Here is a 17,502-nt window from a genome sequence, read left to right as displayed (position 1 = left end):
TGAGCGTGCGCTGCGCGGATACCCGGTGACTATGGCGAGACTGCATCTTCCAGGGCGAAAAGACCATGACGGCCGCGATCAGGGCCCTGCCGCCCGCGTGCCGGAACCCGAGGAGGCCGGGCCGGACCCGGAGGTCGAGGAGGCGGCGCCGCAGGCGCCCACGGAGTTGCCGAAGCAGGCCTGGGGAGCGGTCCTCAAGGGCAGCCTGAAGGAGTTCAAGGACGACGAGCTGACCGACCGGGCCGCCGCGCTGACCTACTACGGCGTGCTGTCCCTGTTCCCCGCCCTGCTGGTGCTGGTGTCGTTGCTGGGGATCGCCGGGAGGTCGGTCACCGACAAGGTGCTGGCGAACCTCAGGCATCTGACCCCGGGCTCCACCCGGGACATCATCACCCGGGCCGTGGAGCAGCTGCAGAACCACTCCGGCACCGGCTCGGCCGTCGCCATCGTGGGCATCCTGCTCGCGGTGTGGTCGGCGTCCGGGTACGTGGCGGCCTTCATCCGCGCCGCGAACGCCGTCTACGACATGCCGGAGGGCCGGCCCGTGTGGAAGGTGCTGCCGGTGCGGGTCGGCCTCACGGTGGTGCTGATGGTGCTCGCGGTGATCAGCGCGCTGATCGTGGTCTTCACCGGCGGCATCGCCCGCCACGCCGGGCAGGCGCTCGGCATCGGGGACACCGCGCTGACCGCCTGGTCCATCGCGAAGTGGCCGGTGCTGGTCCTGCTCGTCACGATGATGATCGCCATCCTGTACTGGGCGAGCCCCAACGCCAAGGTGAAGGGCTTCCGGTGGATCACCCCGGGCAGCTTCCTGGCGCTGGTGATCTGGATGGCGGCTTCCACGGGCTTCGCGTTCTACGTCGCCAACTTCAGCTCGTACAACAAGACCTACGGCACCATGGCCGGCGTCATCGTCTTCCTGGTGTGGCTGTGGATCAGCAACCTGGCGATCCTGCTCGGCCTGGAGTTCGACGCGGAGACCGTACGGCAGCGGGCCATCGCCGGCGGGCATCCGCCGGGCGCCGAGCCCTACACCCAGCCCCGCGACACCACGAAGTGGGACGAGGAGGACGTCCGCCGTCTGGAGGGCGACGGCGACTGAGCGGGCACACAACCCGTGTCCTGAACCGCTCCGTTCGGGGTACCCGCGCTCACCGGATCGCGCTGCGGCGCTTTCCTGCCGGAAGTGACGAGCAAGGGGAGGTGATCGCCATGTCGTCGAGTGCGCAGCCGCACCACGACCCGGGTCGGCAGACGTCCGCGGAGCCGGTCGGCGAGCTGGTGCAACGGGCCTCGCAGCAGCTGACGGAGCTGGTGCGGGGCGAACTGCGTCTGGCACAGGCGGAGATGACACAGAAGGGCAAGCGGTACGGCAAGGGTGGCGGGCTGTTCGGCGGCGCCGGCGTCGTCGGTTTCCTGACGCTGGAGGCGTTGGTGGCCACCGCCATCGCCGCTCTGGCGCTGTCGCTGCCGGTGTGGGCCGCGGCCCTCGTCGTGACCGCGGTCCTCGGCGTGATCGCCGCGGTGCTGGCGCTGAGGGCGAAGAAGGAGGTCAGTCAGGCCTCACCGCCTTCGCCCCGGGAGACGATCGAGAACGTGAAGGCCGACGTGGCCGGGATCAAGGAGAGTGCGCACCGATGAGCCAGCCGCCTCACGAGGAGCCGACCACCGGAAGCCCGGAGGAACTGCGCGAGCAGGTCGAGCGGACCCGCCACGAGCTCGGGGAGACGGTGTCGGCACTCGCGGCCAAGACCGACGTCAAGGCCCGCGCCCAGGAGAAGGCGGCCGAGGCGAAGGCTCAGGCCGCCGCCAGGGCCGGCGAACTGAAGGAGCAGGCCGCGGTCAAGGCCGATGAGCTGAAGGGCAAGGCGGCGGAGGCCGTGTCCCGGGTGCAGGACAAGGTGCCCGCCCCGGTCAGGGACAAAGCTGCCCGGACCGCCGGGCAGGCCCGCGCGAAGGCGGCCCAGGCGGGTCGGCTGTGGGACGAGAAGGCGCCCGAACAGGTGCGGGCCGGTACGGCCCGGGGCCGGCGGGTGGCACGGGACCAGCGCGGTCTGCTGCTGGCGGCAGCGGGTGCGGCCGTCGTGCTCTGGCTGGCGTGCCGCCGCGGGAAGGGCTGAGGCGATGAAGGCAGCCGAGATCGCCTACAAGCCGGTCGGTCTGCTCCTCGGCGTGGCCGGCGGGCTGCTCGCCGGTGCCCTGTTCAAGCAGGCGTGGAAGTGGTCCGGACACGAGGAGGACGCGCCGGACGCCACCGACGAGGACCGCGGCTGGGGCGAGGTGCTCACGGCCGCCGTCCTGCAGGGCGCGGTCTTCGCCGGTACCAAGGCGGTGGTGGAGCGCGCGGGAGCGGTCGCCACCCGTCGGCTCACGGGGACCTGGCCTGGCTGACGTGCCGTGCGGCGGCCGGGGTCTCCGGCCGCCGCACCGCCTCGCCGCAGCGGGCCGTCAGACGCTCGTCAGCGCCCGGTCAGCGCCTCCTGCCACTGTTGTCCCTGTGACCGGCGAGAAAGAGTGCGACGGTCGCGGGGAGAGGTGCCCGGAGCGGCCTATCGGGGACCTACGAGACACCTCGAGGTCGGGCCCCCTGGGGCCCACGCAGGTTCGAATCCTGCCCTCTCCGCCGGAAGAACCGCTGACTGGACTGGATCCTGGCATCGCGTGCCGGTCACCGTCCGGGTGAGGCATGGAGGTGCCGGGAGATGCCCCGGAGGCATTCCTTGCCGGTCGAGCTGAACCACACGATCATCCACTCCCGGGACAACCGGGAGTCCGCCCGCTTCTTCGCGGAACTGCTGGATCTGGACATCACCGCGGAGTGGGGCCCGTTCATAGCCGTCGGTCTGAGCAACGGCGTCACGCTGGACTTCGCCACCGCCCCCGAGGGGGAGATCACCCCGCAGCACTATGCCTTCCTCGTCTCCGAGGAGGAGTTCGACGCGGCGTACGCACGCATCACAGCACGCGGCATCGAGCACTACGCCGACCCGCACCGCCGGCACCCCGGCACCATCAACCACAACGACGGTGGCCGGGGCGTGTACTTCATGGATCCGGCCGGTCACGCCATGGAACTGCTGACGGTCCCCTACGGGGGATGGCCGGCGTAGGCGGTCCGGGTTCGGAGCCTTGCGAGGAAGCTCGGGTTCAGGCGGCGAAGGCGTCGACGCCCGTCAGTTGCGCCGACAGGTCCCACAGCCGAGCGGCCTGCTCGGGGTCGACGGCCCAGTCCCTGACGCCGACGCGGTCGTCCTCCGGGGCGGGTTCGGCGATGTCGCAGTCCTCCAGATAGACACCGCCGAGCCCGTCCAGCTGGGGCGAGGTCGCCGCCCACACCTGGGTGGCCGCGCCCTGCTGCGGGGTCTTGAAGCCCTCGGGGTTGAGCGCGTTGCCGTCCTCGTCGATCCAGCCGCGCTCGATCATCTCCGCCTTGGGCAGGTGCCGTTGGAGCGGGGTGATGATGCCCCCCGGGTGCAGGGCGAAGGCGCGGACACCGGCGTCACGGCCGAGCTTGTCGAGCTGGACGGCGAAGAGGACGTTGGCGGTCTTGGCCTGGCCGTACGCCTCCCACTTGTCGTATCCCCGCCGCCAGTGGACGTCGTCCCAGCGGATGCCGGAGAAGTGGTGGCCGCGGGACGAGACGGAGACGACCCGGGCGCCGCCGGGTGCGATCGCGGGCCACAGACGGTTGACGAGGGCGAAGTGACCGAGGTGGTTGGTGGCGAACTGGGCCTCCCAGCCGGGCCCCACGCGGGTCTCCGGGCACGCCATGACGCCGGCGCTGTCGATCACGATGTCGATGTTCCGCCCGGAGGCGAGGAAGCGCTCGGCGAAGCCGCGCACGCTCTCCAGGTCGGCGAGGTCCAGTTCGTCCAGTTCGACGCCGGGGATGCCGGCCAGTGCCTCGGCGGCGGTGGCCGGGCGGCGGGCGGGCACCACGACGTGGGCGCCGGCCTTGACGAGCGAGCGGGTGGTCTCCAGGCCGAGGCCCGAGTAACCGCCGGTGACCACGGCGAGCTTTCCGGTCAGGTCGATGCCCCGCAGGACGTCGTCGGCGGTGCTCGTCGCGCCGAAACCGGATCCGATCTTGTGCTGTGCAGTGCTCATGTCCCAGACGGTACGGATTGGAGTGCTCTCGAAGTCAACCCGGGCCCTGAGCCGTACGCGCGAGATCCGCGGCCCGGTCCGGTGAGGGTGGAACGGTGTGCCGGGCCGTGGGAAGGGCGGGCCTCGATCGGGCGCCCTCCCCGCGGCGGGGCAGCGGGACTTTGCCGGGGATCAGCTGAGGGTGAGGGCGGTGTCGTCGATGACGAACGAGGTCTGGGCCGACCGGTCTTCGATGCCGGTGAAGGTGAGGGTGACGGTCTGCCCGGCGAGGGAGGAGAGGTCGAAGGTCTTCTGGCTGTAGCCGGTGGCGGCGTTGAGGTTGGAGTAGGTCGCCAGTGTGGTGCTGCCCGCCTTGACGGTGAGCGTGTCGTAGGCGGTGGAGCTCGTCGTCTCGGCGGTGTCGATGTGCAGGTACAGGCTGAGGGAGGCCTTGCAGCCGGACGGGATCGTCACGGACTGCGAGAGGGTGTCACTGTGCGAGGTTCCGTAGCCGTCGAGCCACGCGTCCCACGTGCCGCCGTGCGGGGGCTCGCCCTGTGAGCCGTACTGGCCGATGACGCCCGAGCTCGCGGACCACACCGTGTTGCCGGACTCGAAGCCCGGGTTGCCCAGCTTCTGACCGGCGCCCGTGCAGGTGCCGCCGCCGGCCGGGTTGACCGTCCAGGTGAAGGTGGTGGAACCGGTGGCGCCCGTGTCGTCGGTGGCGGTGGCGGTCACGTGATACGTGCCGGCGGTGGTGGGGGTGCCGGAGATCAGACCGGTGCCGGAGGCGATCGCCAGACCGGGCGGCAGTCCGGTCGCGCCGTAGGTGAGCCTGGCGGACGAGGAGGAGTCGGTGGCCGTGATCTGCAGGCTCGCCGCGGTGCCCACGGTGCCGGTCCGGTCACCCGGGTCGGTGACGGTGACGGTGTTGCCGCCCGACTGGCCGCCGCCGATCGGCAGGCCTCCGGCCGGTGCGTACATCGCCACGTCGAAGGTGCTGCCGCTGGGGGCGTGGGCGACGGGGATCACGGTGACGGCGTTGCCGCCGGACAGGACGGACGTCGATATGTAGTCGCCGAACATCCGGCCCTGTGAGGTGTTCGGCAGCCAGGCCAGCGTCATGGGGCCGGCGAGCTGGGTCGGCGTCGTCCAGGTGGCGCCGCCGTCGGCGGAGGAGACGTAGCCGGCGTCGAGTTGACAGGTGGTGTCCGTGCAGGAGGCGTTCGGGTAGTAGTAGTACGTCAGCCCGATACGGGCCGTGCTGCCCGAGCTGCTGGGGTCCACACCGATGCCGGGCACGAAGTGGTCGGCGGTGCCGCCCACGGCGTCGATCGGCACGCGGGCCGGGGCGCTCCACGAAGTACCGTTCGCCGAGGTCGACATGATGATGTCGTTGGCGGCGCAGCCGCTGCGGAACCGGCAGTCGGACCAGACCGCGTAGACCCGGCCGGAGGCGTCGATCTCCGCGGACGGCAGGGGCCCTTCGCGCAGGGTGTCCAGCCGGGACATGTCGGCGGCGTCGTCCTCCAGACCGGCGACCGGATGGTGCGAGACCGTGGCGATCTGCACGCTGGAGCTCCAACTGCCGCCGCCGTCGGCGGAGGTGAAGGAGCGTTCGCTGTCCTCGCTGGCGGAGGAGAACGGTACGACGACGGTGCCGTCGGGCCGCACGACCGGCTGTCCGCCGAGCCCGCTCGGGTTGTCGGCCGGGCTGCGTTGCGCGCCCCAGGTGGCGCCGCCGTCGGCCGAGGTCTTCATGTGCTCGGCGTCACCGGCGTCGGCGTCGTCGTATTCGGTGTAGCAGTGGCCGTAGTACGGGCTGGACGAGTGGTTGTCGCAGACCGTCCAGTTCTTGTCGTCGAACGTGCCGGTGGAGACGGTGACCGGCGCGCCCCAGGTGTGCCCGCCGTCGGTGGAGCGGCTCAGGTCGACGTCGACGCTGTTTCCGGAGCGGATGCCGAGCCACGACACCATCCACACACCGTCCTTGGCGTCGTAGGCCACGGAGGCGTCACTGGCGGCCGAGTAGGGACCGCCGGTGTTCGTGGTGGAGCCGGGCAGGAAGCCGTGCGTCCAGGTCTGCCCGCTGTCGGAGGACGTCGCCCACCCGATGTTGGAGGCCCCGCCGCCGGAGACCCGGCCGACCTGGAACGCGGAGACGACGGTGCCGCCGAAGCTGTAGGTGTCCGGCTCGACCTCGGTGGCGTGCTGGGCCTGGGAGTCGGTGTACGGGTCGCTGCTGACCTGGGCGAGGGTGGGGGCCGCGGCGTGCGGGCGCGGGGCCGCCAGGGCCGGGGTGGCCAAGGCTGTCGCCGCGGCCAGCGCGCCGATGAGCAAGGGGACTCTCGCTCTTGCCGGTCTGGACATCTCTCTCCTGGGGGGTTGCGACAGCGCGGGCTCGATCTACGTGAAGGGCGCAGCCCAAGTCGCGCCGTCAGGCTCGGTGGTTGGTCGTCCCGATCAGCCGGACGCGGCCGCGCGGCCCCTTCGGCCGGATGTGGAGCGTGACACTGAACATCCCTTCAGGCAGCCGGAGTTCGCCCGACGGTGGGGGTGAAGGACGTTCGCGCGACGTGCACGCGTGTTCGCAAGGCGGGAGTCTGGACCCGTACATGACACGGCGCAAGGGATGCGGACCAACTCCGTCGACGGGCGGCGCGCCGAGGGGAGCCCGCGCGCGGCAGGTCGTCGATCAGGGCGCCCTGGCGGGCCGACTGCCGCTGCATGACGACGAAGACGGTGGTGGCCACGGCCGCGACGGCAGGCGGTGCCAGCAGCACGTTCGGGTCGGGCCAGCCGGCGAGGCCGAGCTGGGCCGCGACCGCGAGTGCCGTCAGCAGGACGACCAGCGGGATCGCGGCGCGCGGCGGGAGGGTGCGCAGGCCGGTGCAGAACAGCGGGACCGCGCACCAGGCGAAGCTCGGGGCCAGGACGACGAGCAGCGCCCAGGCCCCGACGACCAGGCCGAGCCAGACGAGGCGGCGCGGGGCGGATCCTGGTCACGTTGCGCGGGGACGGGGCGGGCCCGCAGTCGTACGAGTCGGCGCGGCGCAAGGCGTTCACCGCCGTCTCCTGGAACGCCCACCTCGGAACTGGCCGGGCGGCTGGCCCAGGCCCCGGCCCTGAAGGACATCCCGGGCACCCTCTTCCTCGCGGGCGGCACCCCGGTGACCGCCAAGGGGACCCCCGTGGCGGGCATCGGCGTCGCGGGCGCGCCGTCCGGCGACCTGGACGAGAAGTACGCGCGAGCGGGGGCCGCGGCGCTCGGCCGCTGAGCGGCCGCGGCCGTCGTCCCCGACGCCGCGGCCGCCCGCTGATCAGTCGCCGGTCAGGACGGCTTCACCGCCGAGACGGCGGTGGCCGTGACGGTGTTGTCGCACTCGGCGAACTGGCCGTCCGAGAGGGCGACCTGGTGTGCTCCCGAGCCGGTCAGTCCGACCACGAGGGTCGGGTAGACGACGGGCTTCGCACCGGACGCGCAGTACCCGTCGCCCTCGCCCTGCACCTGGACGAAGGTCAGCTTGACCCATGCCTTACCGCCGGGCGCGAGGCGCACGGCCGACCCGGTGCCCGTGGGGGTGACCTTGAGCGGGCTGTTGTGCTCGGGGGACCCGTTGCCGGCCCCGGCCACCGACGGGTGACCCCGCAGGACGCACGCGTGACCGGAGACGTTGGTGAACTCGACGACCGCCGCGCCCGTGCCGGTCCCCTGCGGGCGGACGGCCGCCTGGTAGGCCTTCGCCTCCACGGCCGACGGCGAGCACGTCGGCGCCGTACCGGCCGACGTGTCGGCGGCGGGTGAGACCGGGGCCGCGGAAGCGGTCGACGCGCCGCCGCCGGTGGATCCCGAGGTCGGTGCGGCCGTGGACGGGCTCGTGGTGGTGGCGGTGTGCGAGGGGGCGGCGGAGGCCGGGGACGGGGACGACGTCCCGGCCGCCCCGTCGCCGTCGCCCGGTCCGCACGCCGTCAGCGACAGGGCGGCGGCGATCACTGCTGTCGCCGAGGCGGCGAGTCGGATGGTGTTGCGGTGGTGCATGGGGTCCCCCGATGTCGGTGTGCGTGCCGCGGCCGGCTCGGTGCCGGTGCTCACCGGCGGAGACACAGTCCGGGGACCCTGGGTTTCCGCTGTGGACCGCCTGTGACGATCGTGGATCTTCCGTGACGGTTCCGCGACAGTCGGCCACGGCCACGCTCGTGCGGGAGGACCCGGTCGCGCTCGTGAGCAGGTCACTTCTTCCGCTCGTACGGCGAAGGCGCCCGGACCGGCCTCTGCGGGTCGGTCCGGGCGCCTTCGGAGCGTGGATCAGCTCAGGTCGAACCGGTCCAGGTTCATGACCTTGTCCCAAGCGGCGACGAAGTCCTTCACGAACTTCTCCTTCGCGTCGTCGCTCGCGTAGACCTCGGCGACCGCACGCAGCTCGGAGTTGGAGCCGAAGACCAGGTCGGCGCGGCTGCCGGCCCACTTCAGCTCGCCCGTGACGGCGTCGCGGCCCTCGAACGTGGTCTGGTCCTCGGAGGTCGACTTCCAGGTCGTGCCCATGTCGAGCAGGTTGACGAAGAAGTCGTTGGTGAGGACGCCGGGCGTCTTGGTGAGGACGCCGAGCTGCGTCTGGGCGTGGTTGGCGCCGAGGACGCGCAGACCACCGACGAGCACCGTCATCTCGGGGGCGGTCAGGTCCAGCAGGTTCGCCTTGTCGACCAGCAGGAACTCGGCCCGCAGGCGGTTGCCCTTGCCGAGGTAGTTGCGGAAGCCGTCCGCGGTCGGCTCCAGCGCCTCGAAGGACTCGGAGTCGGTCTGCGCGTCGCTCGCGTCCACGCGGCCCGCGGTGAAGGGCACCCGGACCTCGAAGCCGGCCTCCTTGGCGGCCTTCTCGACGGCCGCGACACCGCCGAGGACGATGAGGTCGGCCAGGGAGACCTTCTTGGTGCCGGAGGAGGCGTTGAAGTCCTGCTGGACGCCCTCGAGGACGCGCAGCACCTGGGCCAGCTCGTCGGGCTGGTTGACCTCCCAGCCGCGCTGCGGCTGCAGACGGATCCGGGCGCCGTTGGCGCCGCCGCGCTTGTCGCTGGCCCGGAAGGTGGAGGCGGACGCCCAGGCGGTGGTGACCAGCTGGGACACCGAGAGTCCGGAGTCGAGCAGCTTGGTCTTCAGGGCCGCCACGTCGGCGTCGTCGATCAGGCCGCCCTCGCGCTCCGGCAGCGGGTCCTGCCAGATCAGCGTCTCCTGCGGGACCTCCGGGCCGAGGTACAGCGACTTCGGGCCCAGGTCGCGGTGGGTGAGCTTGTACCAGGCGCGGGCGAAGGCGTCGGCGAACTCCTGCGGGTTCTCGTGGAAACGGCGGGAGATCGGCTCGTAGATCGGGTCGAAGCGCAGGGACAGGTCGGTCGTCAGCATCGTGGGCAGACGCTTCTGGGACGGGTCCTGCGGGTCGGGGATGATGGCCTCGGCGTCCTTGGCCACCCACTGCTTGGCGCCGGCCGGAGAGTCGGTCAGCTCCCACTCGTAACCGAAGAGGATGTCGAAGAAGCCGTTGCCCCACTGGGTCGGGGTGGCGGTCCAGGTCACCTCGAGGCCGGAGCCGATGGCGTCCCGGCCCTTGCCGGTGCCGTAGGTGCTCCGCCAGCCGAGGCCCTGCTCCTCCAGGCCTGCGGCCTCGGGGTCGACGCCGACCGAGTCGGCGGGGCCGGCGCCGTGGGTCTTGCCGAAGGTGTGGCCGCCGGCGATCAGCGCGACGGTCTCCTCGTCGTTCATCGCCATGCGGCGGAACGTCTCGCGGATGTCGCGGGCCGCGGCCAGCGGGTCCGGGTTGCCGTTCGGGCCCTCGGGGTTGACGTAGATCAGGCCCATCTGGACCGCGCCGAGCGGGTTCTCCAGCTCACGGTCGCCGGTGTAGCGCTTGTCGTCCAGCCAGTCGGTCTCGGGACCCCAGTAGACGTCCTCCTCCGACTCCCAGACGTCCGCACGGCCGCCGCCGAAGCCGAAGGTGTCGAAGCCCATGGACTCCAGCGCCACGTTTCCGGCGAGGATCATCAGGTCGGCCCAGGAGATCTTCTGGCCGTACTTCTTCTTCACCGGCCACAGCAGGCGGCGGGCCTTGTCCAGGTTGACGTTGTCGGGCCAGCTGTTCAGCGGGGCGAAGCGCTGCTGCCCGGCGCCGGCGCCGCCACGGCCGTCGCTGATGCGGTACGTGCCCGCGCTGTGCCACGCCATACGGATGATCAGGGGGCCGTAGTGACCGAAGTCGGCCGGCCACCAGTCCTGCGAGGTGGTGAGCACCTCGGCGATGTCCCGCTTCACGGCCGGGAAGTCGAGGCCCTGGAACGCCTCGGCGTAGTCGAACTCCTCACCGAGCGGGTTCGTCGCCGGCTGGTTCTTGGCAAGGATCTTCAGGTTGAGCCGCTCCGGCCACCACTGGCGGTTGCCGCCACCCTGGGTCGGGTGCAGGGCTCGGTCATGCGCGACGGGGCAGCCGCCGCTGCCCCCCTCCGACTTCGCGTCTGTGACGATCGCGTCGTGGTTCTCAGTCATGGCAATCCTTCCGAACTGTGCGGAACTCGGTGCTCAGGAACTGCGGCCGGTGGAACAGTCGGGGCAGACGCCCCAGTAGACGACCTCGGCCTCTTCGATGGAGAAGCCGCGGTCGTCGGATGCGGTCAGACACGGCGCGTCGCCGACTGCGCAGTCGACGTCGACGACGGCACCGCACGAACGGCACACGATGTGGTGGTGGTTGTCGCCGACGCGCCCCTCGAACCGGGCCGGGTGACCGGCCGGCTCGATACGGCGCACGAGGCCCGCCGCGGTGAGCGCGTGCAGGGCCTCGTAGACGGCTTGCAGGGAGATGTGGCCTACGCGGTCGCGGACCCCGGAGGCGATCGCCTCGACGCCGAGGTGGTCGCCGTCCCGGACGGTCTCCAGCAGCGCGACGCGGGCTGCCGTCACGCGCAGGCCGGCACCGCGGAGCTCCTCGGCGGTGGTCGGGGTCGGGGAGGCGGTCATGAGGCCGAACCTACCCTCAGAAACACGAAGGGTTCAAGAAAACGAGCAATACAATTTTGGCCGCGTTCGATGGGCAGGTGTTTGCCTTCGCGTGGCTTTGCCCGCCACGGCGGGAGCGGGCGGTCCGGCGGGCGGTCGGGGCCATGCAGGCATCATGTGGCCCCGGCCCGCCGACGACGCCGCGGCAAGCCGGGGCATCCTCCGAACGGGTGAGCCGCCGGTGCCGCGGGGGACGACCCCGGGGCACGGGCCGAGCAGTCGAGCACGGTCTCGGCGCACGGATCGGGCATCGTCTTGGCGCACGGGCCGGTCGACCGGACACGTCCCCCGGCGCACGAGCGCGGCCGGACGACCGGACACGGGGCTCGGCGCACGGATCCGGGCCGGCCGACCAGACACGGCTCGGCGCATGGACCCGGGCCGCTCAGCGGGGTGCTCGTGCGGACCGGTAGCGGCGGGCCAGGGCGTGGAAGGCCTCCTTGGGCTCCCAGTGCCAGCCAGGGGCGGGGTCGCCCGGGTGGTCCCACACCGTCCGGGTGACGGCGTAGCTCGCCATGTCGAGGTCATGGCGGGGATCGCCGGGGCGGTGCGGGGCGTCGGGAGTCACGAACTCGAAGGCCATCGCGGCGTACAGGTCCAACGACGAGAAGGCGTCGAGGAGTTGCGTGACGTACTCGGCCTGCGCGCGCTCGCTGCGGACCAGTCCGCCCTTGATCTCCTCAGGCTTCTTGTCGTGGTCCACGACGTCCCAGGCCATCCCGCCGGCCTCGGGTGCGCCGACGTACGCGCAGGTGCCGAACTCGGTGACGGCCAGCGGCTTGCCCCAGCGCAGGTACCGCGTCAGCTCCCGGACGTGGTCGGCCCGGTCCGGGAAGTACGAGTAGTAGTCGATGCCGACGACGTCGAAGAGACGCCAGTCCACCCGGTCGTCCTGCGCCGCCGCGTAGCTCAGCCGGCCGCGGAAGACGGAACGGCCGACCGCGGCCGCCCTGGCCGTGAAGCGGTCCAGGCGGCGCTGCATCGCCACGGGGTCCACCCGGCCGTCGAGCAGGTTCCGGACGCGTTCCAGGGCCGTGTCGCCCGGGACGATGCCCGGCACGAACAGCCAGAACTCGCAGCCCACGCTGAGGTCCACCGCGGCCCCCTGCCGACGCAGCCGCTCCGCGAACCGGCCGGTCTCGGCGAGGTGCTCCAGGACGTCCCGTGCGGGCACGTCCCCCAGCGTCGGCTGGAGCCACACCCGCAGACCACGCTCGGCGGCCTCGGCGGCGGTGGCCGTGAGCCGTTCCACGCCGTCGCCCGTGACGTCCACGGTGTCGGCGTGCAGGTCGTCGCGGATCGCCCGGATGTCCTGCCGCATCCGGTCCGCGCTGAAGCCCGTGCCCGGCGTCTCCCCCGCCCCGACGGTGTAGACGACGCCCCGGTGCCGCAGCCCACGCGGTCCGCGCCGCTGCCCTGCAGCCGCGGCCGCACACCCCTGGCGCACCTCCTCCGCCCGGACCGCACACCCCTGGCGCTCCCCGGCCGCATACTCCTGCCGCTCCCCGGCCGCCCGGCCCGTATGCCCTTGGCGCTCCTCCGCCGCCCGGGCCGAACCCGTCGGCAGCAGTGCCGCCCCGAGCCCGGCGGACGCCAGTCCGGCCAGGAACCGCGCGCGCTTGATCCCCTTGGTCCTCTCCATGCCGCCACCCTGCCGACTCCGGCTCCGCGAGCGCCGTCCGCCGAGGGTCTACGAAGCTCAGCCGAAAGAGGGGGCCACGACATCGAAAGTCGGTGCGCGCGCCGAAGCTCCGCTGTGCGCCGGGGCGAGTCGGCCACTAGGCGCGCATCCGAGTCCTGACCAAGTCGCCTGGCCAGTCAGCTCGTTCAGCTTTGACGCCTAGGGCTGAGTATCCGTACTCACGCCCCTGACCGCCGATTGCGCGAGGCTGCGGCCATGACCACCATCCCACCCGCAGAACCCCAGGCCGTCCTGCCGCGCGTGTTCGGCGCGGCCGTCACAGGAGCGGTTCTGGCCACCGGCGCCCGGCTCTATCTTTCGTGGGCCTACGGTCGCAGCGACCGGATCTGCGGCACGGCCGACGGCCTCTGCTTCACCAGGTGGAACATGACGGCCATCCCGCTTGTCCTCACGGCCGCCCTGTTCGTCCTGATGGTCGTCTACAAGCGGCTGGGCATCAGGCCACGCCTCGCCGTCGTCCCACCGACGCTCGTGCTGGCACCGATCCCGCTCATGGCCGCCCAGACGACGGCCGCCTGGTGGGGCGTCGCCCTCACCGGCGCGGCCTGGTCATACTCCTTCGCCCTCGCCGCATGGCCCCGCCACCGAACCCTGGGCCTCACCGCTGCGGCCACCATGTTCCTCGCCTCCATGATCGGCCTTTACGGCTGACGCCCGCCGGAAAGCAGTCGGTGGCCGAAAGGTGTCGGCGATAAGACACTGGCCGTGAGCGGTGGCGTTCGGTGGGACGGGAGGCGAGGGCGGACATGGCGAGACCGATCTGGAGCGGGGTCCTGACCTTCGGGCTGGTCACACTGCCCGTGGGGCTGTACACCGCCACCGAGGACCACACGGTGCACTTCCACCAGCTCCAGCGCGGCACCTCGGACCGGATCCGCAACAAGCGGGTCAACGAGCGCACCGGCAAGGAGGTCGACACCGACCGGATCGTCAAGGGCTTCGAACTCGGTGACGGCGAGTACGTGATCGTGGAGCCCGAAGAGCTGGACGAGATCGCCCCGGGACGGTCCAAAGTGATCGACATGGCCGGGTTCGTCGATCTTCACCAGGTCGAGCCGGTCTACTTCGGCCGCACGTACTACGTCGGCCCGCGCGGCAAGGAGTACACGAAGGTGTACGAGCTGATGCGGGCGGCCCTGGAGCGGTCCGACAAGGCGGGCATCGCGACGCTCACCATGCGCGGCAAGGAGTATCTGACCGCGTTGCGCGCGCAGCCGGACGTCCTGGTGCTGCACACCCTGCACTGGGCCGACGAGGTGCGCGACCCGGCCGACGTCGTGGACCTGCTGCCCGACCGGCGCACCAGGAGCAGCAGCAGAGAGCTGCGGACGGCCGAGCAGCTGATCGACGCCCTCACCATCAAATGGAAGCCGGACGACTACCGCGACACCTACGAGGAACGCGTCAAGCGGCTCGTCGCCGCGAAGCAGAAGGGCGAGGAGGTCGTCGGCGAGCCGGAGCCGCCGGAGGCGACCAACGTCATCGACCTCATGGAGGTGCTCAACCGCAGCGTCGAGCAGAGCCGTTCCCGGGGCAGGGCCCGCAGGTCCGGCAAGGGCGCCGGGAAGCACCGCGGCGGCGAGCGCGAGCCGGCCGAGGACCTCTCCGCCCTCTCCAAGGCGGAGCTGTACGAGCGGGCGACCGCGGCGGACGTGCCGGGCCGTTCGAGGATGACGCGCGCGCAGCTCATCGAGGCGCTGGGCGCCGCGGCCTGAGGCCGTCCTGCTCAGGGTCCCGCGTCCCGGTCGCTCACTCCGGCGGGGGTCCCGTGGTCCCCCGTACCACCAGCTTCGGTTCCAACTCGACTCCCCTGGGCTCCGGTTCCGGGTTCTCCAGGCGCTGGAGGGCGCAGCGGACCGCGTGTTCGCGTGGGAGGAGCGGGCCAGGGAGTCCTCCGCATTCATGCCGGAGCGCATCAGCAAGGAGCCGGCCGCCTAGCCCACCTGTATCTCCGGCGCGGCGGTGCACCGTCCGCCGGCCCGTTCCAGGACGGCCCGTTTCCGGTGGCGGTCCGTTTCCGGTCGCGGTACCTGTCCGGTCGCCGTACGTGTCCGGTGGCGGTCCGGGCCGGGTCCGGGGGTTCTTCGCGGGGGCGGAAGCAGCGTGGTCAACGGCGGTGTCGTCCGTCACTCGTACGGCTGTACCCGGTGCCGCCGTCCGTGGCATACGGGGGGTAGCCTCGTTCGCCAGCAGTGTGATGTTTGCCATGTGAAGTGATGGAAGGCCGATGAACGGGCAACGTTCCCCTTCATGCCCCACGCCAACCCTCTGCGGCAGGTGATTCGATGACCACGGCGACGCCCCGGGCGCTCCGGACGCCGCCCAACCGAACCGGCGCGACGAACGCCCGGTTCCCACCAGCCGCCATTCCCTCCCTGCCGTCCCTGACGGGACTGCGGTGGATGGCGGCCATGCTGGTGTTCGGACTGCACGTGAACAACTTCGGCTACTTCGGAGGCACCGGCGGCCGCCTCGTTTCCTGGGGATTCGGTGCCGGTGCCACGGGAGTGTCGTTCTTCTTCGTACTGTCCGGATTCGTGCTGACCTGGTCGGCACGGCCACACGACAGAGCGCTCGGCTTCTGGCGCCGGCGCATCGCCCGCATCTACCCCGTGCACCTGGTCACCTGCGCCGTGGCCGTGGTCATGACGTACACCCTCGCGCACCAGACGAAACCCGCGCCCAACCAGGCACTCGCCAATGTGCTGCTGTTGCACTCCTGGTGGCGCCCCTGGTGGCAGACCCTGAACCCGGTCAGCTGGTCCCTCGCCTGCGAGGCGTTCTTCTACGCCTCCTTCCCGCTGCTGATCCTGCTGCTGCGCCGTCTCGGGGTGCGCGGGTCGGCCGCGCTGGGCCTCCTGTCCGTGGCGGCGATCCTGGTGCTGGCCCGGGCGGACGCCCACCACTGGTGGAGGTACGCGCTGTACTCGTTCCCCGCCGCACGGCTGCCCGAGTTCGTGCTGGGCGCGGTCACCGCGCGGCTCGTGCTGCTCGGCCGATGGCGCGGGCCCGGTCTCGAGGCCTCGCTCGCCCTGGCGATCATCGGCTACTTCTTCGTCCCGCAGGTCGCGCCCGGCTACTCCGCCACGGTGTGCACCATCGCCGGTTTCGCCCTGCTCATCCCGGCGGCGGCCGTCGCGGACCTGCAGGGGCTGCCGTCCCTGTGGCGGCACCGGCGGATAGTGCGGCTCGGGGAACTGTCGTTCGCCTTCTACATGATCCATCTGCTGGTGCTGCGCGCCGCCACCAATCTGCTGGGTACGAAGCCGCACTTCGGCGCCCTGGCGGGGGTGGCCGTCACCGCGACCGCGTTCGCGGTGTCGCTCGGGCTGTCCTGGCTGCTGTACGAGGCGGTCGAGTGCCCGGCCAGACGCCTGCTGCTGCGACGACGGCGCCGGCCGGCCCCTCAGCAGGAGCCGCAGCAGCAGCCGGATCCGGCCGCGGCGACGCGCGAGGCTCCGGCCGCCGCGTCCGACTGAGTCGGCCGCGAACCGTCGAAGAAGTGCCCCCGGGTCCGCCCGGAAAGGGCCCCTGCGGGGGCCCTTCGGGGGCGTGCGGCGCGACGGGGCGGAGCCTGGGCCTGGCGTCCGCCCGCTACCCGCCGTGCCGCCGGACGCCCGTCGACGCCCTCGGGCCGAGCCGTGTGACCTGGTGCTCCAGCGCGCCCGCCCCTAGGTTCTCCGCATCGCGAGAGGGGGCGGGATGGACCGGAGCATCCGCACGGTGGAGGACGTACTGCGGCTACTGGACGGACTGTTCGCACCGGAGGCGGACCGCTGGACGGGCGGCGCCGCCGACTGGTGGGACGGCTTCTACGCGGACCGGGACCGGCCGGTGCGGTTCTTCACCGAGAAGCCGGACGAGAGCCTGGTGTCGTATCTGGACCGTGGCCTTCTCGCCCCCGGCCGGGCGCTGGACCTCGGGTGCGGCCCGGGCCGGAACGCGCTCCATCTCGCCGCGCGCGGCTTCGAGGTGGACGCCGTCGACCTCTCCCCCGCCGCGATCGCCTGGGCCGGGGAGCGCGCCCGCGCGGCGGGCTCCACCGTCCGCTTCCTCTGCGGAGACGCCTTCGCCCTCACCACGGACGTCCTCCGCGGCCCGTACGGGCTGATCCACGACTCCGGGTTCTTCCACCATCTGCCACCCCACCGCCGGGTCAGCCATCTCGCTCTCCTGGAGCGGGCGCTGGCGTCGGGCGGGTATTTCGCGCTCACCTGCTTCGCCGCGGGGCGCATGGGCTCGCAGCTCCCCGACGCGGCCTTCTACCGCGAGCCCGGGCTGCACGGCGGCCTCGCCTACACGCCCGGGGCGCTACGCCGGATCTTCTCCGGTCTGGAGGTGGTGGAGTCGCGTGCCATGCGGCAGGAACCGGCGGACTCCGCGCTGTTCGGGGAGGCGTTCCTGTGGACGGCCCTGTTCCGCCGTCCTGCCTGAACGGGTGCCGGGATCTCCCCCGGGCGGCGACTGTCGAGTCGCGCGTGTTCCACCAGGCGAAACCCGGACGTCCGGGGCCTGGCGCGCGGCCTGCGAAGGGGCCTGGCACGGGCCGGATGTTCGCCCTCCCGGGTGACGTGCGCAACACCTGGGAGAGTACGGCGCGATCCGGGGTAGACGGCCCCCGACACCGGCCCGGCGGGGTGCCCCGCCGGGCCGAAACCGCTTGACGCAACGA

15 protein-coding genes and 3 pseudogenes are annotated in these 17,502 nt (G+C 71.9%); 11 read left to right on the top strand and 7 right to left on the bottom strand.

The genetic code is table 11. The features are described 5' to 3' along the window. Nucleotides 1-31: 31 nt before the first annotated feature. From ACZ7FF_RS12575 to ACZ7FF_RS12550, 6 genes and pseudogenes are all read left to right on the top strand, one after another. Nucleotides 32-1,102 carry a YihY/virulence factor BrkB family protein gene (locus tag ACZ7FF_RS12575; protein WP_470811797.1) on the top strand — a complete coding sequence of 357 codons (1,071 nt, stop codon included), beginning with the start codon at nt 32-34 and terminating at the stop codon, nt 1,100-1,102. 110 nt (nt 1,103-1,212) lie between these two features. Next, nucleotides 1,213-1,641 carry a phage holin family protein gene (locus ACZ7FF_RS12570; RefSeq protein ID WP_470811795.1) on the top strand — a complete coding sequence of 143 codons (429 nt, stop codon included), beginning with the start codon at nt 1,213-1,215 and terminating at the stop codon, nt 1,639-1,641. Continuing rightward, on the top strand, nt 1,638-2,120 hold the full coding sequence (locus tag ACZ7FF_RS12565) for a DUF3618 domain-containing protein (protein WP_470811793.1): 483 nt from the start codon (nt 1,638-1,640) through the stop codon (nt 2,118-2,120). The genes ACZ7FF_RS12570 and ACZ7FF_RS12565 overlap by 4 nt, the downstream gene beginning before the upstream one ends. A 4-nt stretch (nt 2,121-2,124) precedes the next feature. Further along, a complete protein-coding gene (locus ACZ7FF_RS12560) occupies nt 2,125-2,391 on the top strand; it encodes a DUF4235 domain-containing protein (RefSeq protein ID WP_470811792.1) in 267 nt (88 codons plus the stop codon). A gap of 138 nt (nt 2,392-2,529) precedes the next feature. Next, nucleotides 2,530-2,623, top strand: a pseudogene (locus ACZ7FF_RS12555). Between the two features lie 97 nt (nt 2,624-2,720). After that, complete coding sequence (locus ACZ7FF_RS12550) at nt 2,721-3,110, top strand: VOC family protein (protein ID WP_470812237.1); 390 nt, start codon at nt 2,721-2,723, stop codon at nt 3,108-3,110. Nucleotides 3,111-3,147: 37 nt separating this feature from the next. Here the strand turns inward: ACZ7FF_RS12550 and ACZ7FF_RS12545 are convergent, their stop codons facing one another. The 3 genes and pseudogenes from ACZ7FF_RS12545 to ACZ7FF_RS12535 form a co-directional block, all read right to left on the bottom strand. Next, nucleotides 3,148-4,107 carry an SDR family NAD(P)-dependent oxidoreductase gene (locus tag ACZ7FF_RS12545; protein ID WP_470811791.1) on the bottom strand — a complete coding sequence of 320 codons (960 nt, stop codon included), beginning with the start codon at nt 4,105-4,107 and terminating at the stop codon, nt 3,148-3,150. Nucleotides 4,108-4,278: 171 nt separating this feature from the next. Continuing rightward, nucleotides 4,279-6,456 carry a putative Ig domain-containing protein gene (locus tag ACZ7FF_RS12540; RefSeq protein ID WP_470811789.1) on the bottom strand — a complete coding sequence of 726 codons (2,178 nt, stop codon included), beginning with the start codon at nt 6,454-6,456 and terminating at the stop codon, nt 4,279-4,281. Nucleotides 6,457-6,731: 275 nt separating this feature from the next. Beyond that, nucleotides 6,732-7,076, bottom strand: a pseudogene (locus ACZ7FF_RS12535) (sensor histidine kinase); the annotation flags it as partial. On the opposite strand from ACZ7FF_RS12535, the pseudogene ACZ7FF_RS12530 reads away from it, so the two are divergent. Further along, nucleotides 7,076-7,364 (top strand): annotated as a pseudogene (locus ACZ7FF_RS12530) (GlcG/HbpS family heme-binding protein); the annotation flags it as partial. The pseudogenes ACZ7FF_RS12535 and ACZ7FF_RS12530 overlap by 1 nt on opposite strands. Before the next feature lie 53 nt (nt 7,365-7,417). Here ACZ7FF_RS12530 and ACZ7FF_RS12525 read toward each other — a convergent pair. From ACZ7FF_RS12525 to ACZ7FF_RS12510, 4 genes are all read right to left on the bottom strand, one after another. Then, nucleotides 7,418-8,125, bottom strand: coding sequence for a DUF4232 domain-containing protein (locus tag ACZ7FF_RS12525; RefSeq protein ID WP_470811788.1), 708 nt, complete (start codon nt 8,123-8,125; stop codon nt 7,418-7,420). Between the two features lie 267 nt (nt 8,126-8,392). Continuing rightward, the gene (gene katG, locus ACZ7FF_RS12520; RefSeq protein WP_470811786.1) at nt 8,393-10,618 is read right to left on the bottom strand and encodes a catalase/peroxidase HPI; all 2,226 of its coding nucleotides are present in this window, start codon (nt 10,616-10,618) and stop codon (nt 8,393-8,395) included. Between the two features lie 33 nt (nt 10,619-10,651). Continuing rightward, the gene (locus ACZ7FF_RS12515; RefSeq protein WP_470811784.1) at nt 10,652-11,089 is read right to left on the bottom strand and encodes a Fur family transcriptional regulator; all 438 of its coding nucleotides are present in this window, start codon (nt 11,087-11,089) and stop codon (nt 10,652-10,654) included. A gap of 424 nt (nt 11,090-11,513) precedes the next feature. Beyond that, a complete protein-coding gene (locus ACZ7FF_RS12510; RefSeq protein WP_470811782.1) occupies nt 11,514-12,770 on the bottom strand; it encodes an abortive phage infection protein in 1,257 nt (418 codons plus the stop codon). Nucleotides 12,771-13,025: 255 nt separating this feature from the next. Here ACZ7FF_RS12510 and ACZ7FF_RS12505 point away from each other — a divergent pair, with 255 nt between their 5' ends. The 4 genes from ACZ7FF_RS12505 (at nt 13,026) to ACZ7FF_RS12490 (ending at nt 17,264) form a co-directional block, all read left to right on the top strand. Further along, nucleotides 13,026-13,481 carry a hypothetical protein gene (locus ACZ7FF_RS12505; RefSeq protein ID WP_470811780.1) on the top strand — a complete coding sequence of 152 codons (456 nt, stop codon included), beginning with the start codon at nt 13,026-13,028 and terminating at the stop codon, nt 13,479-13,481. Between the two features lie 95 nt (nt 13,482-13,576). After that, the gene (gene ku, locus ACZ7FF_RS12500) at nt 13,577-14,545 is read left to right on the top strand and encodes a non-homologous end joining protein Ku (protein WP_470811779.1); all 969 of its coding nucleotides are present in this window, start codon (nt 13,577-13,579) and stop codon (nt 14,543-14,545) included. Between the two features lie 570 nt (nt 14,546-15,115). Next, on the top strand, nt 15,116-16,309 hold the full coding sequence (locus ACZ7FF_RS12495) for an acyltransferase family protein (RefSeq protein WP_470811778.1): 1,194 nt from the start codon (nt 15,116-15,118) through the stop codon (nt 16,307-16,309). 223 nt (nt 16,310-16,532) lie between these two features. Next, entirely contained in the window at nt 16,533-17,264 is a 732-nt protein-coding gene (locus tag ACZ7FF_RS12490; protein ID WP_470811776.1) for a class I SAM-dependent methyltransferase, read from the top strand. Nucleotides 17,265-17,502: the final 238 nt, after the last annotated feature.

It is taken from the genome of Streptomyces sp. NPDC037126 (assembly GCF_055605965.1).
The sequence above is the reverse complement of the archived record's forward strand: the minus strand, read 5'-3'. Positions and strand labels throughout refer to the sequence as shown.

Bases quoted from the DNA above. Each gene is read 5' to 3' on its own strand.
- ACZ7FF_RS12545 (WP_470811791.1), bottom strand. From the start codon at position 4,107: ATGAGCACTGCACAGCACAAGATCGGATCCGGTTTCGGCGCGACGAGC.
- ACZ7FF_RS12495 (WP_470811778.1), top strand. From the start codon at position 15,116: ATGACCACGGCGACGCCCCGGGCGCTCCGGACGCCGCCCAACCGAACC.
- ACZ7FF_RS12575 (WP_470811797.1), top strand. From the start codon at position 32: ATGGCGAGACTGCATCTTCCAGGGCGAAAAGACCATGACGGCCGCGAT.
- ACZ7FF_RS12490 (WP_470811776.1), top strand. From the start codon at position 16,533: ATGGACCGGAGCATCCGCACGGTGGAGGACGTACTGCGGCTACTGGAC.
- ACZ7FF_RS12515 (WP_470811784.1), bottom strand. From the start codon at position 11,089: ATGACCGCCTCCCCGACCCCGACCACCGCCGAGGAGCTCCGCGGTGCC.
- ACZ7FF_RS12525 (WP_470811788.1), bottom strand. From the start codon at position 8,125: ATGCACCACCGCAACACCATCCGACTCGCCGCCTCGGCGACAGCAGTG.
- ACZ7FF_RS12505 (WP_470811780.1), top strand. From the start codon at position 13,026: ATGACCACCATCCCACCCGCAGAACCCCAGGCCGTCCTGCCGCGCGTG.
- ACZ7FF_RS12560 (WP_470811792.1), top strand. From the start codon at position 2,125: ATGAAGGCAGCCGAGATCGCCTACAAGCCGGTCGGTCTGCTCCTCGGC.
- ACZ7FF_RS12510 (WP_470811782.1), bottom strand. From the start codon at position 12,770: ATGGAGAGGACCAAGGGGATCAAGCGCGCGCGGTTCCTGGCCGGACTG.
- ACZ7FF_RS12570 (WP_470811795.1), top strand. From the start codon at position 1,213: ATGTCGTCGAGTGCGCAGCCGCACCACGACCCGGGTCGGCAGACGTCC.
- ku (WP_470811779.1), top strand. From the start codon at position 13,577: ATGGCGAGACCGATCTGGAGCGGGGTCCTGACCTTCGGGCTGGTCACA.
- ACZ7FF_RS12565 (WP_470811793.1), top strand. From the start codon at position 1,638: ATGAGCCAGCCGCCTCACGAGGAGCCGACCACCGGAAGCCCGGAGGAA.
- katG (WP_470811786.1), bottom strand. From the start codon at position 10,618: ATGACTGAGAACCACGACGCGATCGTCACAGACGCGAAGTCGGAGGGG.
- ACZ7FF_RS12540 (WP_470811789.1), bottom strand. From the start codon at position 6,456: ATGTCCAGACCGGCAAGAGCGAGAGTCCCCTTGCTCATCGGCGCGCTG.